Source organism: Sorangium sp. So ce204 (genome assembly GCF_051526795.1).
GTDB classification, from domain to species: Bacteria; Myxococcota_A; Polyangia; order Polyangiales; family Polyangiaceae; genus Sorangium; species Sorangium cellulosum_B.
The window spans coordinates 1366291-1381300 of sequence record NZ_CP150317.1; the positions used below are offsets into that span (position 1 = coordinate 1366291).

Genomic DNA, 15010 nt, shown 5'->3' on the forward strand with positions numbered 1-15010 from the left:
TCGAATCGTACGCCAGTGTCCGTGTTTCCGGCGACCGAAGCTCGTCCGCTCGGTTACGATTGTCGGTCGTGGCAGACCGAACGCGCGCCGGCACCATCCCCGCCCTCGCCGCGCTGTACTTTGCACAGGGCATCCCGTTCGGCTTCCAGGCGACGGCGCTCCCCGTCTTCCTGCGGGCGAGCGGCGTCTCGCTCTCCGGCGTGGGCTTCGCCGGAGCGCTCGCGATCCCGTGGGCGGCGAAGGCGCTCTGGGCGCCGCTCGTCGACCGCTACGGCTGGGAGCGGATCGGCAGGCGCCGCTCGTGGATCCTGCCGCTCGGGGTGCTGCTCTCGCTCACGTGCGCGGCCGCCGCGTTCGTCCCGCCGTCGCGCCACCTCGGCGCCCTGCTCGCGCTGGTCTTCCTGATGAACCTGCTCGCGGCCACCCAGGACATCGCGGTCGACGGGCTCGCGATCGATCTGCTCGGGCGCGGTGAGCTCGGTTTGGCGAACGCCGCGCAGGTGGTCGGCTACAAGGTCGGCATGCTCGTCGCGGGCGGGCTGCTCGTCTGGGCGAGCGCCTGGATCGGCTGGGGTGGTCAGTTCGGGGCGATGGCCGCGCTCGTCTTCCTCTCGGCGCTGGCCTCGCTCGCGCTGCGCGAGCCTCCCGCGAGCGAGGTCGAGGCGCGCGCGCGCCGGTCGCTCCGCGAGGTGCTCGCGGCGGTCTTCGCCGCCCTGCGGGCGCCTGGCGCGCTCTGGGTCGTCGCCTTCCTCGGGACCTACAAGCTCGGCGAGGCGATGGTCGACATGATGTTCAAGCCGTTCCTCGTCGACGCCGGCTTCCCGCCGCACCGGATCGGCCTCTGGGTGGGCACGTACGGCCTCGTCGCGTCGATCGCCGGCTCGCTCGCGGGAGGCCTGCTGTCGCACCGGATCCCGCTGCTCGCCGCCGTCGCGGTGACCTCGGCGCTGCGCACCGTGGCGATGGCGGGCGAGTGGTACCTCGCCGCGGCGGGGGCGCCCACCGCGGAGGCCGTCGTCGCGGTCACCGTGGCCGAGCACCTCTTCGGCGGCGCCCTCACGACGGCGGTGTTCGCTTTCATGATGTCGCGTGTCCGGCGGTCGGTCGGCGCGACGCACTACACGCTGCTGGCCAGCGTGGAGGTGCTCGGCAAATCGCCCGCTGTGTGGCTCTCGGGCGCCGTCGCCCAGCGGCTCGGCTATGCAGGCCTGTTCGCCCTGGGGACCGTGATCTCGGTCGCCTTCCTCGGGCTGCTCTTGCCGCTGCGGGAGCGGAGAGCGGGCGAGGGGTGAGCAGGCCCGGCCGTCGATCGGCCGGCCCGCGAGCGCCTCGCCCCGCCAGAGGGTGTAACTGGCGAAAACTTGCGTGACGGCCGCAGGGACGGCGCGCCATACTGCGCCCGTTCGACGATCAGGCCAACGACACCTCGGCGGATTGGGGCCGCCGGGGTGCCGGTTGCCCAGCCTTGTGCCGGAGGACTGGACGCACGATGATCTCTTCCAAGCATTGGATCGTGGGAATTTTGTCTCTCACGGCCTCGGCGCTCCCTTTCGCCTGCGGCGACGTCCCGTACATGGGTGGCGACTGCGCGACCACGGACGACTGCCTGTCCAGCAAACAGACGGTGCCGGGCACGGTCTGCGTCGAGGAGCGCTGCGTCTGCGCCGAGCCGGGCCAGGTGATCTGCTGCCCGCCGGGCGAGGAGGAGCCGGACTGCTTTCTCAAGTGCCGGGGTTGCGACGAGTGCGCGGAAGGAACGCTGGAGTGCTCGGGCGTGATCGACCGACCGACGCGGTGGTGCGAAGACGCCGCGGACTGCCCAGGGCCGCCGGACCCGCGGTGCGGCGCGGGTCGGTGCGTGGAGGGCAGATGCGAGCTCGAGATCAGGCCGGGGCGGCTCGTCTCGCAGATCCGCGGCGACTGCAAGCAGGACGAGTGTACCCCGGAGGGGAACGTGATCAGCGTGCCGGCCTACGACGTGTACAACGACGGCAACCAGTGCACGACCGATCTGTGCGACTACGATCAGCCGCTCAACGCGTTGCTCGATAACGTGATCTGCCCCGTCTCGGGCTCGGGTCGGTGTTACAAGGGGCGCTGCGTCGAGTGCCTCGACGAGGATCCCACGCTGCACTGCCCTTCCGGGCTGGCGTGTGATGGGGTGTTCTGCGTGCCGGTCCACTGCGTCAATCAGGCGCTCGACGCGGGCCGCGGAGAGACGTCGCAGGACTGCGGTGGGCCATGCAAGCCGTGCAAGGGCGGGGACCCGTGCGAGGTCGGGGCGGATTGCCAGTCGGGGGTGTGCGCGATGGCCCATTGCAAGGCTCCGACGTGCGACGACGGCGTGAAGAACGGCGATGAGACCGGCGTGGACTGCAGCGGCACGTGCCCGCGCCGCTGCCCGGACGGCCGCGGGTGCGCGTCCGGCGAGGATTGCGAGAGCGGGGTCTGCTGGGCCGGAGCGTGCGAGCCGCCCATTTGCAGGGACGGCGTGGAGAACGGCGACGAGCTCGGGGTGGACTGCGGGGGAGCAGGGTGCAGCGCGGCGTGTCCGGGGTGAGCGGCGGCGCGCCGCCGCGTCGTCTCAGCGCGGGGAGCACCGCGCGCGGTTCAATGACACGGAGAAATTGAACCGTAGAGGCACGGAGGGCGGCCAGGCGACGCAGCAAGACGCCGAGGGACGAGGAACGAGGAGAGATGAATAATTTTTACTCTCTCCTCTTCCCTCGGCGCCCGCGGTGCCCACCATAGCTCTTTTTGTCACGAGATCAGGGGACAGCCTTTTGCGTCGCGGCGCCGGCTGATGCGAAAGTCGATGATCCGCGCGCCCATTTCATGATATAACCAGACAGCGCTACGGCTGGCTGCTGCAAGAATCGCTAGTGACCGCGCTCGCCCGACTCCGTCCATCGATCGCCAGGCCCGCGACGACCCTCATCCGGCTCAGGGGAGCGAGAGCCGCCTGAGGCCAGGGAGGTCGAGGTCGGCCACGATCCGGGAGGCGAACGCCTGGTGACGACCGTCTCGTCGTGCCGTCCCGCCGCACGCGCTGATTGACGAATGACTCCTTCAGCGCTCCGCCTTCGGGCAAATGGAACATCATATCAACGTTTCGCTTGTTTGTAAATAGAGATTTCAAAGTCCATACCGCGCGGCAGATCGCCGCGCGACGCGGCGCAGCTATGGCGGCGCCGCAACGAGGAGCTCTCCCATGAGAACCGCCCATCTGTCGATCTCTGCTGCTGCTTCCGCTTCCGCGTCTGCTTCCGCGTCTGCTTCCGCGTCTGCTTCCGCGTCTGCTTCCGCGTCCGCGCTCGCATTCGCCTTGATGATCTCCGGCTGCGTGGCGGCACCCGAGCCGCACGACGATACCGAAGATGCCATCGGCGAGGGCGCGGCGGCGCTCGTCTCCTGCTCGGTGCTCCCCTCCGGCAACATCGTCACGAACGGCAGCTTCGAATCGCCGGACGTGTGGCCCGGCACGTCGTCGATCTACAACGGCTCGATCACCGGCTGGCAGGCCGCCTATGGTCAGATCCAGGTCTATGACCACTCGAACGGCATGAACCCGGCGCACGGCGAGCAGCACGTCGAGCTGGACGCCTCGACCTCGAGCGGCATCTATCAGAACCTCACGACCGTCCCGGGAGCGACCTACCAGCTCCGGTTCGCCTTCGCCGCGCGCCCCGGCACGACCGCGAGCCAGAACGTGCTCGGCGTCGTCTGGGGTGGCCAGCAGGTGGCCACGCTGACGACCGCCAGCTCCGCATGGGTCTATTACACCTATACCCTCGTGGCCTCCGGCACGACGACGCGCCTCCAGTTCAACGACCTGGGCACCTCGAACGGCCAGGGGACGCTGCTCGATAACGTCACCGTGGTCGCCGCCGATACGGATCAGGATGGGGTGTTCGACTCGTGCGACAACTGCCCGGCGCTGGCCAACCCCTCCCAGGCCGACGCCGACGCCGACGGCATCGGCGACGCCTGCGAGCCCCCCCCGCCCGCCGAGCCCGTGTGCGTGGTCGTGCAGCGCGGCACCTACGGGAGCGTGCAGGATGCGCATATCCAGCCCGGCGTCTCGTGGCCGTACGGCGATTACCCGTACGTCGTCATGAACACGTTCCCGGAGGGCGTGCAGCTGGGCGTGCTGGCCTTCGATCTGTCGTTCATCCCGGCGGGCTCCGACGTCGAATCCGCGACCCTCTCGCTGGCTCACACGTGGAAGGAGAGCGCCAGCACCATCGAGCTGCACCGCGTGAACGGCCCCTGGCAGGAGTCGACCGTGCACGCCGGCAACTTCCCCGGGTACAACGCGGCCGTCGAGGCCTCGATCGCCACCGTCGGCCAGGCGAGCGCCGTCGTGACCGCCAACGTGGCGGCCCTCGTCCAGTCCTGGGTGGATGGTTCCCCGAACCACGGCGTCGCGCTCCACGACGTGAACGGTCGGACCGACATCCGCTCGAGCGAGCAAACGAACATCGCCAACCGGCCGAAGCTCGAGGTCTGCTACACGCCGGCCCAGTAGCGGGGCTCCGGCCGAGGTGCGGAGGGACACGCCGGGTCACGAGCTCTCGGACGTTCCGGGCGATCTCGGGATGTCGCCACGTCGCGCCCCGTTCGTCACCTCGGCCACGCTCGTTTGCCGAGAACCTGACGCCGCGCTCCGCCTTTGATAGCAAGCGGAGCCGCGGTGATCTCGCGCAGGAAGCTCGTCCTCGGTCTCGCCGGCGCCGCCGGAGCGGCCGCCCTCTCACGGGCGCTCGCCCCGGGCTCCGCGCGCGAGATCGCGGCGCGGCGCGCCCTCAAGCTCCCGATCGCGCCGAGCGGGTGGCCGTTTCCAGGGGCCCGCGTCGTCGCCCCCTCCGCCGTCTTTCCACGGGATTTCGGGGTCCGCCGCATCTACCTCGACGCTGGACATGGCGCCCCCGGCAACACCGGCAACCTCTCCTGCTTCTGCGTCGACGAGCAGGACTTCACCCTCGCCGCGGCGCGCGCCCTCGCCGAGCGGCTCAACGCCACCGGGCGCTTCGAGGCGCGCGTGGGCAGGGCCGGCGACCGTCCGTTGCCCTACGCGGAGCGCGTCGAGGACGCCGCCCGGTGGGGCGCCGACGCCTTCGTCAGCCTGCACTCGGACGTGCGCGGCAGGGCCGAGACGTGGTCGCCCGTCCAGGGCCGCCAGTGCCCGCTCAGCCTCGCCGCGCCGGGGTTCGCCGTCCTGTGGTCCGACGAAGGTGATCCGGCCCTCTGCGCCCTCCGGCTCGCGCTCGCGCGCGGCTTCGCGAGGCGCATGGAAGAAGCAGGCCTGTTGCCCTACGACGGCGCCGCGTACAGCGGCCTGTACGCGCCGGACACCGCCCAGCCCGGCGTCTTCCTCGACCGGCGCCCCCCGGGACAGCGCATCTTCGTGCTGCGCCGCCCTTCCATGCCCTCCATCCTCGTCGAGACCCACCACGCGCTCGACGCCCGCGAGGCGACCCGCTGGACCGAGCCCGCCACGCTCGACGCCTTCGCCGCAGCCGCCGCCGCCGCGCTGGCCGATGCGCTCGGCGGCGCCAGCGCGCTCGGCGGCGACGGCGCGCCGGTCTCCCCGCCGCCCACCTGAGGCGCGTCAGGACGCCCGCGCGTGCGGCATCTCCTCGGGCGCCTCCAGGCGGATCGAGCGGAGCCGCAGGCAGAGCGCGAGCGCCTCGTCGAGCGTGTTCACCAGGTAGAACTCGAGCGAGCTCCTCACCTCGGCCGGCAGGTCGTCGAGATCCGCCTCGTTGTCCGCCGGCAGCAGGATCTCGAAGATCCCTGCGCGGTGCGCCCCCAGCACCTTCTCCTTGATCCCCCCGATCGGCAGCACCGTCCCGCGAAGCGTGATCTCCCCCGTCATCGCGATGTCGCTCCTGACCGGCCTGCCCGACAGGGCGCTCACAAGCGCCACCGCCATCGTCACGCCCGCGCTCGGCCCGTCCTTCGGTACCGCCCCCGCCGGAACATGGATGTGAACGTCCCGCCGCTGCAGCCGATCGGACGGCACGCCGAGCTCCGCCGCGTGCGCTCGCGCATAACTCAGCGCCGCGCGGCCGCTCTCCTTCATGACGTCGCCCAGCTGCCCCGTGAGGACGAAATCGCCCTTGCCGGGCATCACGCTCGCCTCGACGTGCATGATGTCGCCACCCATCTGCGTGTAATACATGCCGGTCGCGACCCCCGGCTGATCGTACTGGAGCCTCCGCTCAAGGCGCATCCTCGCGCGGCCGAGCAATTCCTTCACGTCGTCGTCGGCGCCCACCACAGCCCGCTCGATCTCGCCGGCCGCGATCCGGCGCGCGGCCTTCCGCGCCAGCGCGCCGAGCGTCCGTTCCAGCTGCCGCACGCCCGCCTCGCGCGTGTATCCGCTGATGATCCCGCCGATCGCCGTGCCCGTCACGCGCAGCTGCTCCTCGCGCAGCCCGCACTCGTTCCGCTGCCGGGGGAGCAGGTACTTCCGGGCGATCTCGTGCTTCTCCTGCTCGGTGTACCCGGCGAACAGCGCGGGCTCCATCCGGTCGAACAGCGGAGGGGGGATCGTCTCGCGGAAGTTCGCCGTGCAGATGAACAGCACCTCGGACAGGTCGAACGGCAGTCCGAGGTAGTGGTCGACGAAGCCGTCGTTCTGCGCCGGATCCAGCACCTCGAGCAGCGCCGCGCCAGGATCGCCCTGGTAGGAGGCGCCGAGCTTGTCGACCTCGTCGAGGACGATCACCGGGTTCTTCGAGCCGATCCGCTTGATGCCCTGGAGGATGCGGCCGGGCATCGCGCCCACGTACGTGCGCCGGTGGCCGCGGATGTCCGCCTCGTCGCGCGCGCCGCCCAGCGAGACGCGGACGTACTTGCGCCCGAGCGCCCGCGCGATCGACTCCGCGATGGACGTCTTGCCGGTCCCGGGCGGACCGAGGAAGAGCAGGATCGGCCCGCGGGAGATCGCGCGGCTCCGCTCGCCCTCGCTCCTGGCCTGCTCCAGGCGCAGCTTCCGGACGGCCAGGAACTCGAGCACCCGGTCCTTCACGTCGCCCAGGCCGTAGTGATCCTCGTCGAGGATCGCCCGCGCGCGATCGAGATCGACGTGGTCGTCGGTCCGCTGGCTCCAGGGCAGATCCGCCACCCACTCGAGCCACGTCATGAGGACCTGCGCCTCGGGCGACGTCTCCCGCCCCATGCGCCGCAAGCGCGCGAGATCGCGCCGGGCCTCCTGCAGGATCTCCGCCGGCAGGTTGGCCCGCTGCAGCTTGTGCTCAAGACGTGCGGCGGCGTTCTCGTCGTCTTCCTCGCCGAGCTCCTTCTGGATCGCGCGCAGCTGCTCGCGCAGGTAGATCTCCCGCTGCCGCTCGCCGAGCTCCTCCTCGACGGTCGTCCTGATCTTCTCCTGGGTCTCGACGATGCCGATCTGCCGGTAGAGGTGCAGCGCGAGGCTGCGCATCCGCTCTTCCGTCGAGAGGATCTCGAGCAGCGCCTGCTTCTCGGGGGTCGGGAGGTCCAGGTAGAAGGCGATGTGGTTCACGAGCTCGGCCGGGCCGTACATGCTGCCGACGAACTGCTTGAGCACGTCCTCGGGCGCGCCGCGGTGACGGCCGTACTCGACGGCCCGCTCGCGCACCTCGCGGGAGAGCGCCTCCAGGGCGCCGTCCTCCTCTGGACGGAGGGGTAGATCGGCGAGCTCGATGACAGGGGCGCGGATCACGCCATCGACCTCGGTGTAGCGGGGCGCGGCCGCTCGCCGCTCGCAGTAGAGCACGAGCTGAAGGCCCGACCCGAACCGCTGCACCTGGGTGATGCGGGCGATCACGCCGATCGAGAAGAGGCCGGCCGCGGTGGGCTCCTCGGCGGCGTCGCGCTGGGCGACAGCGAAGATGCGCTTGTCTTCCCCCTCGACCCGGAGGGCGGCCTCCACCGCGCGGAGCGTCTTCAGCCGTCCGACCGTGATGGGCGTCGCGATCCCAGGGAAGAGGACGGTGTCGCGCAACGAGAGCACGGGCAACGATCGGCGCTCGGGCATGGCCGGCCTTTGTGCGAACCTCATGCCATGGAGGACCGTACCGAAAACTCCTTTCGGCGCGGAAGCATCGAGAATCGTGGTCAGCCGCGCGCGGAGCGGTGGTAGGGTCGGCCGGCGATGCCCGCGGACACCTTCACGTTTCAGGCGGACGATGGCCGAGAGCTCTTCGTGTACCGCTGGCTCCCGGACGGCGGGGCGCGCGGCGTCGTCCACGTCGCGCACGGCATGTCGGAGCACGCGGGCCGCTACGCGCGCCTCGCGCAGGCGCTCTGCGCCGACGGGTGGGTCGTCTACGCGAACGACCACCGCGGCCACGGCGCGACGGCGCGCGGGAGCGACGAGCTCGGCTTCTTCGCGAGCCAGGGCGGCTTCCAGCGGGTCGCCCGCGATCTCGCGCAGCTCATCGCGCGCGCGCGCGGCGAGCACCCCGGCCTGCCGGTCGTCCTCTTCGGCCACAGCATGGGCGCCGCCCTCGCGCAGGAGGTCCTGATCGAGCACGGCGGCTCGATCGACGGCGCGGTGCTCTCCGGCGCCGCGGGCAAGGCGAACGCGCTCGTGGACGCGGGCCGGCTCGTGGCGCGCGCCGAGCGGCGGCGGCTGGGCGAGCGCGGCAAGAGCCAGCTCCTCCAGACGATGAGCTTCGACAGCTTCAACAAGGTGTTCGCGCCGACGCGCACGCCCTTCGACTGGCTCTCTCGCGATCGCGCCGAGGTCGACGCGTACATCGCCGATCCCCGCTGCGGCTTCCCGGCGACGACCTCGCTCTGGGTCGACCTGCTCGACGCGATGGCGGCGCTCGCGCGCCCCGAGCGGCTCTCGCGCATCCCGAAGGACCTGCCCATCTACGTCGTCTCCGGCTCTCGCGACCCGGTCGGCGGGCTGCTCAAGGGCGTCACCCAGATGATCGAGGCGTACCGCGCCGCCGGTCTCCGCAGGGTGGCGCAGCGGTTCTACCCCGGCGGGCGCCACGAGATGCTGAACGAGATCAACCGCGAGGAGGTCGTGCGGGACCTGCTCGCGTGGCTCACCGCCGAGGTGGCGGGCGAGGCGAGGGCGCCGGCGAGGCCCGCGCAGCCGGGCGTCGGGCCGGGCGCAGGCGCCGCGCCCGGCTGACGGCGGGGGCCGGCATGGGCAGCAAGGGGCGGCCGTACCGCACGCTCACGATCGATGGCTTCGAGGTGCTCGTCGGCCGCGGCGACGAGGACAACGACGCGCTCACCTTCGAGATCGCCGAGCCGCACGATCTCTGGCTGCACGTGGCCGGCGGCACGCCGGGCAGCCACGTGATCGTGCGCAACCCCGAGCGCGTGGAGGTCCCGCGCGAGGTGGTCGAGCGCGCCGCGGCGGCCGCCGCGTGGTACTCGAAGGCGCGGAGCGCCGCCAGGGTGGAGGTCCACGTCTGCAGGGCCGCGGACGTGAGCAAGCCGCGCGGCGCGCCCGCCGGGCTCGTTCAGCTCGCGCGGTGGAAGAGCGTGCGCGTGCGGCCTGAGATCCCCGGGCGCGATCCGGGGTAAGGCGAGCGCCGGCGCCTCGCGCGAGGGCGATGGCGAGCCGCGCGAGGGCGGCGGCGCCTCGCGCGAGGGCGACGGCGAGCCGCGCCGGGGCGAGCGACGGCTCGGCACGTCGTCGTGGGGGCTCCGCTCAGCGCGCGTTCGCGACCACGCAGGCTCCGGCCTGGCAGGAAGCGGTGAGGCCGGAACACGGCGCGACCAGACACGCCACCTCTTCTCCCAGGCACTTGGGCGGGGCCGTGCCCGTGGGGACGGCATCGCAGTTGCAGCCTCCACAGTAATTGTCGACGAGGCTGCAGTCGTCGTCGGTCACGCACTGGCGCTGCGGGGCGGGCACGCACGCGGCCCTCCCCTTCCGTTCTTCGCAGACAAACCCGTCCATACAGCGGACGACAGCGCAGGTGAGGCGGCCGCCCGCGGGCCCCGCGAGCTCATCCGCCTGCTCGGAGAGGTTCTCCTGCTCGGCGCCCTCGAGATCGCCAACGGGCGGGGCGCCGCACGCGGAGAGGAGCGTCGTGAGCGCCGCGGTCGTCGCGAGCAGCGCGCAAAGGTGCATCTTCATCGAACGCAGGTTCGTGTCATGAAACATGATGTCTTCTCCCATCGCTGTGGTGAGGGGCGAGCCGCCGCCTCCATCCGAAGGCCGGGCGTCTCGTCGTCGTCGATAGAGGAGTATGCGCGATGCTCGCCACATCTGACATCGCGTATCGATTTCTTCATCGCCCCGTTTCACCATGGCGGCAATCTGGCAGCGGCAGCTGCTCGCCAGGCGCTCGCGAACAGCTAGACTGTCGCCGTGCAGCTTCGCATCGAAGGGGATCGATTGACGCTCGCCCTGGAGGGCGCCGAGCGGCTCTCCGGGCCCGAGGGCTGAGGCGGCGCGCCGCGAGGCCGCCGCGCTCACGCGCAGAGCGAGGCCGCCCTGCTCCGTCCTCCGGGCCCGCTCCGCGCGGGCTCGCCGCCCCCGGCGGCCAGCTCCGCGAACCGCCGCTTGAGGCGGCTGCTCCAGGCTTGCACCGCGCAGGCGCTCATGCCGGTCCGCGCGCAGACCGAGGCGATCGGCTCCTCCTCGATGAGGAGCGCCTCGAGCAGCGAGAGCCCGAGGGGGCTGAGCTCCGCCCGGAGCAGGCCGAGGGGGCGCTCCAGCGCGTCGCGGGCGAGCACCCTGGCCTCCGGATCGTCGTCGGACCGGGCGCCCTCCTCCGGCGCGTCGTCGAGCGGCAGCGCCGCTTCGTCGAGCTGCCGCTTCCGGCGGCGGAAGGCCGCCGCCACCGTCTGGTCGGCGATGAGGCCGACCCAGTTGGCGAGGCTCAATCCGCGGGCCGGATCCCAGGCGCGGAGCGCCCGGCTGTCGTCGCGGAACAGCTCGACGAACACGTCCTGCACGAGGTCGTCCATGCGGTCGTCGGCGCCGCCCGCGAACCGCGCGCGGCGCCGGTGGAGCGCCCGGCCGACCCGCGCGTGAATCACCGGCGTGAGCGCGGCGATCACGGATCGGAGGGGCCGAATCTCTCCGCCGAGCGCGGAGGTGAGGACGGATGTCGTCATGATGTTGGCGTCGGGCAAGCGGATCTCCTCGGGCTGCGAGCAGGGAGCGTCCTCGCTCGTCTCGCCATGCATCCGCAGTCCTCGCCCGCGTCGGCGGGTGCGCGCGCACGGAAGACAGGAGGCGGCAGAAGCAAGATGCGAGGCGGATGCGGCGGACGTGGCCCGCTCCGCGCCCCGCTCGATCATCGGGTGTTCGAGAATCCTGCGAGGCGCTCGGGCCTTGTCCTAGCAGCCTGTATGCCTGCGCCGGCGCCGCGGGCGCAGCGCGCTCCAGCGAGCGTGACGCGTCCCCCGGGCGGGCTCGTGCAACTCTTGCACGACCGGGCTAGGTAACTCTTGCCTGATCCCGGTAACTCCTGCACCCGGAGGGCGCCCCGCCCGCGCGCGGCGGCAGGGCGACGGCGAGCCCCGCGGCGCCGTCCGGTCGCGAAGGCCTGGCTCGGGCTCCCAGGATCCGGCGCGGATCGCGGTCCGGGAGCGTCCGTGCGATTTGTGACGGCTGGCAGGGGCGCAGCGCAACCTGAGGGAGACGAGCTCCTTTCCATCACCCGCAGAGGACCCATGACCCACGCGTATCGACTCGCTTCCTTCTCGATTCTCGGCTTGCTGGTCGCTTGCAGCTCGACGGATCCCGATGTCACGTCGGGCGCAGGCGCGGCCTCTGGAGGGGTCACCGGAGGCAGCGGCGGAGGTGCCGCCACGGGCGACGCCGCGACGGGCGGCGCGGGTGCGGGCGACGCCGGCGCGGGTGGTGCCGGTACGGAGGGTGCTGGTACGGGTGGTGCCGGCGCGGGCGGTGACGGCACGGGGGGAGTCGGGGGCTCCGGCGGGACCGGCGGAGCCGAGACACCGGTGGACGCCGCGGCCATGGTCCCCGACATGGGTATTGGCGCCAACATCGGCAACACGCTGGAGAACACCACCGAGTGGGAGACGGGCTGGGGCCAGCCGCTGATCACGCAGACGTTCATCAACGGCATGGCCAGCCACGGCATCAAGACGGTGCGTGTGCCCGTGGCCTGGGACACCTACGCCGCCAACGGCACGATCGACGCCACCAAGATGGCCCGAGTCAAGGAGGTGGTGGGCTGGATCGAGGCCGCAGGAATGTACTCGATCGTGAACATCCATTGGGACGGGGGCTGGATCTACAACGAGGACAACGCCGACAAGTACAAGCTCACGGGCGACGTCAAGACCAGGTTCGCGTCCTACTGGACCCAGATCGCCACGGCCTTCAGCGACGTCGGTCACAAGCTGATCCTCGAGGGGATGAACGAGGAGGGGAACTACTGGGTCAACGGCGTTCACGACGGCGGGACGCCGGACTACGCCGCCCTGAACGAGATGAACCAGCTCTTCGTCACCACCGTGCGCGGGCAGGGCGGCTACAACGCGAGCCGCGCCCTGCTCATCGCCGGCTTCGTGACGGACATCGACAGGACGTGCGTGAGCGATTTCAAGGTGCCGACCGATCCGGCCGGCACGAAGAGCCTCTTCCTCTCGATCCATTACTATACGCCCTACACCTTCTGCGGCCTCGACACGGTGGAGAGCTGGGGCTCTCCCAAGACGACGTGGGGCACGGAGGCCGAGAAGGCGGAGCTGAAGAGCAAGTTCGACACGCTCGGCGCGTTCAGCGCGCAGCGGAGCCTCCCGATCCTCCTCGGCGAGTTCGGCGTCACGCTGGGCACGAACTACCCCCGTGAGCCGGCGTCACGGACGCTGTGGATGCGGTCGGTGGTGGAGGCGGCGAAGTCTCGCGGCGTCGTTCCCGTGCTGTGGGACACGGGGACGGACATCAAGCGCACGGACGGCTCGTTCTCGACGGAGTGGCAAGCCGTCGTGAGCGCCGTCAACCGGTAGTCGGCGCCGCTTTCGCTCCGGCGGCGCGGAGGGCGCGGCGCGCCCCCGGCCGTCGCTTCGCACGGCCATCGCGAAACTGGACGGTCGCGCGAAACCACCCAACCTGGCCCGCGTACCTGGGGGGTCTGGACGACATGGAGCGGTCCAGACCATACCAAGGAGAGGGGCATGTCATCGACACGAAACGTCGGGATGGCGAGGGTTTGTGCGTCCGCCGTGCTGTTCTTCGCCGCGGGGGCGTTCGCCGCGTGCGCCGTCCCCGAGGGCGCCGAGCCCTCTGGCGATCATGAGGGCTCGGAGGGCTTCGGCGATCCAGGTGAGCCGGAGGCTGACGCCGAATCGACGGCCGAGGCCGAGAGCGAGCTCAAGGTGAACGACTGCGTGAACCCGCACTCGTTCGCCGGCTGCAACGACGCGGCCGTCCAGAGCTGCGTTTGCGCGGTGGACCCGTTCTGCTGTAACACCCAGTGGGACTCGATCTGCGTCGGGGAGGTGACGAGCCTCCATTGCGTACCGCCGTCCACGGCCGTCATCGGGCGCCTGCAGTGCGCCGCGCCGGACGGCGCGGGGACGATCACGAACGCGCTCGCGTTCGTGCCGCTCAGCATTCCCGGCCTCGGGAGCGGCGTGACGGACGCGAATGGCGATTTCAGGATCCCCATCTCGTCGATCGCGAGCGCGAGCGTGCACCTCGACGTGACGTACGACGGCGTCGTGAGCTCGAGCGGCGTGACGACGCCGCTCACGATCATGGACGAGCTGCACGCGCCGCGGGGCCAGGGGGCCGACGTCGCAGGCAGCCCGCGCTCGAGCGGCGATCTCGACGTCGACGTGGTCACGCTGAGCGGCGTCGACTGCGAGCTCTGGCGGCTCGGCGTCGATACCCTGAGCGACTTCCACGCCGCCCGCGGGGCCCAGCCGCCCGCGCACGCGCTGCGCATGCTCCGCTGGAGCGGGGTCTACGTGGGCACGCCCTACACGTTCTACGACTACATCAACATTCGCACGGACTTCCTCACGAGCACCTGGGGGAGCACGGCCGCAGCGCGCCGGCGGGTCATCACCCACGAGTTCGGGCACAGCGTGCGGCACGTCGCCGACGGGGATCTGAACCACTGGAACGGTGACGACGTGGCCTATATCTACGGGCGCTCTCACGACGGCTCCGAGATCGCCAACCAGGGGTACGCCTTCAACGAGGGCTTCGCGAACTACTGGGAGCAAGCCCGGGTCGGCGCGGGCGGCCGCCTCTGCGGCAGCGGGGACGCGTGCCCGTCGAGCCAGTACCGGGACTGGAACGAGAAGCGCATCGCCGACGCGCTGCTCGACCTGTCCGATGTCGTGGGCGACGGCGCGATGATCCAGGTGCTGGAGGCGAACCCCGGCGCGATCCACAGCCTTTACGAGTTCCAGGCGCGCCTCCACGTGCAGAACCCCGCCGTCCCGGCCCCCGCCGCGGTGCCTGCCTGCCCGCCCGGTTTCAGCGATGACGGCGCGACGTGCTCCTCCACGGTGACGAAACCGAGCTACGGGCGCGGCGTCGGCGCGGTGCCGACGCTCTGCGGCGCTGGCCAGCAGGTCGACGCGGGTCTCTGCTATCCGGCCTGCGCGTCGGGCTACTACGGGGTCGGCCCGGTGTGCTGGCAGAGCTGCCCGGCCGGGTACTCGGACGACGGCCTCACGTGCCGGCGCGACGCGCATATCATCAACGCCGACAACTCCGCGTGCCCCTGGTATGACGTCTGCGGCCTGACCTTCGCCAAGGGCTGCTCCACGTGCCCGGCGGGGTATAGCAACGACGGCTGCACGTGCCGGCGCGACGCGCACATCTTCGGAAAGAGCTCTTACGGGCGCGGCGTCGGCTCGGTGCCGACGAGCTGCGGCGCGGGCCAGCAGTACGACGCGGGTCTCTGCTATCCGGCCTGCGGCTCCGGCTACAGCGGCGTGGGCCCCGTGTGCTGGGGGAGCTGCCCGGTCGGCTACGTCGACTTCGGCGCGACGTGCACGAAGGTCATCTCGAAGTGATCGACGGGCCGCTCACCTCCTCGAGGAGAGCGGGAGA

General features: G+C 71.2%; 11 protein-coding genes. 8 read left to right on the plus strand and 3 right to left on the minus strand.

Translation table 11 applies throughout. The features are described from left to right. Positions 1–68: 68 nt before the first annotated feature. From WMF22_RS04995 to WMF22_RS05010, 4 genes are all read left to right on the plus strand, one after another. Positions 69–1292 carry an MFS transporter gene (locus WMF22_RS04995; RefSeq protein ID WP_438035013.1) on the plus strand — a complete coding sequence of 408 codons (1224 nt, stop codon included), beginning with the start codon at positions 69–71 and terminating at the stop codon, positions 1290–1292. A gap of 221 nt (positions 1293–1513) precedes the next feature. Further along, entirely contained in the window at positions 1514–2560 is a 1047-nt protein-coding gene (locus WMF22_RS05000; protein ID WP_438035014.1) for a hypothetical protein, read from the plus strand. A 783-nt stretch (positions 2561–3343) separates the two neighbouring features. Beyond that, positions 3344–4528 (plus strand): DNRLRE domain-containing protein, encoded by a 1185-nt coding sequence (locus WMF22_RS05005; RefSeq protein ID WP_437297960.1) that lies wholly within the window; start codon positions 3344–3346, stop codon positions 4526–4528. A gap of 165 nt (positions 4529–4693) precedes the next feature. Then, the gene (locus WMF22_RS05010) at positions 4694–5605 is read left to right on the plus strand and encodes an N-acetylmuramoyl-L-alanine amidase (RefSeq protein ID WP_438035015.1); all 912 of its coding nucleotides are present in this window, start codon (positions 4694–4696) and stop codon (positions 5603–5605) included. A gap of 6 nt (positions 5606–5611) precedes the next feature. Here WMF22_RS05010 and lon read toward each other — a convergent pair whose 3' ends face one another. Next, entirely contained in the window at positions 5612–8023 is a 2412-nt protein-coding gene (lon, locus tag WMF22_RS05015; RefSeq protein ID WP_438035016.1) for an endopeptidase La, read from the minus strand. Positions 8024–8140: 117 nt separating this feature from the next. Here lon and WMF22_RS05020 point away from each other — a divergent pair, with 117 nt between their 5' ends. Together WMF22_RS05020 and WMF22_RS05025 are read left to right on the plus strand one after the other, a co-directional pair. Further along, positions 8141–9136 (plus strand): lysophospholipase, encoded by a 996-nt coding sequence (locus WMF22_RS05020; protein WP_437297963.1) that lies wholly within the window; start codon positions 8141–8143, stop codon positions 9134–9136. Between the two features lie 14 nt (positions 9137–9150). After that, positions 9151–9537, plus strand: a complete 387-nt coding sequence (locus tag WMF22_RS05025; protein ID WP_438035017.1) for an NFACT RNA binding domain-containing protein — start codon at positions 9151–9153, stop codon at positions 9535–9537. Between the two features lie 127 nt (positions 9538–9664). Here WMF22_RS05025 and WMF22_RS05030 read toward each other — a convergent pair whose 3' ends face one another. After that, positions 9665–10096 carry a hypothetical protein gene (locus WMF22_RS05030; protein WP_438035018.1) on the minus strand — a complete coding sequence of 144 codons (432 nt, stop codon included), beginning with the start codon at positions 10094–10096 and terminating at the stop codon, positions 9665–9667. Positions 10097–10434: 338 nt separating this feature from the next. Then, entirely contained in the window at positions 10435–11154 is a 720-nt protein-coding gene (locus WMF22_RS05035) for an RNA polymerase sigma factor (protein WP_438035019.1), read from the minus strand. A gap of 489 nt (positions 11155–11643) precedes the next feature. Between WMF22_RS05035 and WMF22_RS05040 the strand changes: the two genes are divergently transcribed. Together WMF22_RS05040 and WMF22_RS05045 are read left to right on the plus strand one after the other, a co-directional pair. Further along, entirely contained in the window at positions 11644–12948 is a 1305-nt protein-coding gene (locus WMF22_RS05040) for a glycoside hydrolase family 5 protein (RefSeq protein WP_438035020.1), read from the plus strand. Positions 12949–13116: 168 nt separating this feature from the next. Further along, entirely contained in the window at positions 13117–14973 is a 1857-nt protein-coding gene (locus tag WMF22_RS05045) for a hypothetical protein (RefSeq protein WP_438035021.1), read from the plus strand. Positions 14974–15010 lie beyond the last annotated feature (37 nt).

What these genes read in the sequence shown, in the direction of transcription:
- lon (WP_438035016.1), bottom strand. Translation starts at nt 8,023, where the DNA reads ATGCCCGAGCGCCGATCGTTGCCCGTGCTCTCGTTGCGCGACACCGTC.
- WMF22_RS05020 (WP_437297963.1), top strand. Translation starts at nt 8,141, where the DNA reads ATGCCCGCGGACACCTTCACGTTTCAGGCGGACGATGGCCGAGAGCTC.
- WMF22_RS05025 (WP_438035017.1), top strand. Translation starts at nt 9,151, where the DNA reads ATGGGCAGCAAGGGGCGGCCGTACCGCACGCTCACGATCGATGGCTTC.
- WMF22_RS05030 (WP_438035018.1), bottom strand. Translation starts at nt 10,096, where the DNA reads ATGAAGATGCACCTTTGCGCGCTGCTCGCGACGACCGCGGCGCTCACG.
- WMF22_RS05035 (WP_438035019.1), bottom strand. Translation starts at nt 11,154, where the DNA reads ATGCATGGCGAGACGAGCGAGGACGCTCCCTGCTCGCAGCCCGAGGAG.
- WMF22_RS05040 (WP_438035020.1), top strand. Translation starts at nt 11,644, where the DNA reads ATGACCCACGCGTATCGACTCGCTTCCTTCTCGATTCTCGGCTTGCTG.
- WMF22_RS05045 (WP_438035021.1), top strand. Translation starts at nt 13,117, where the DNA reads ATGTCATCGACACGAAACGTCGGGATGGCGAGGGTTTGTGCGTCCGCC.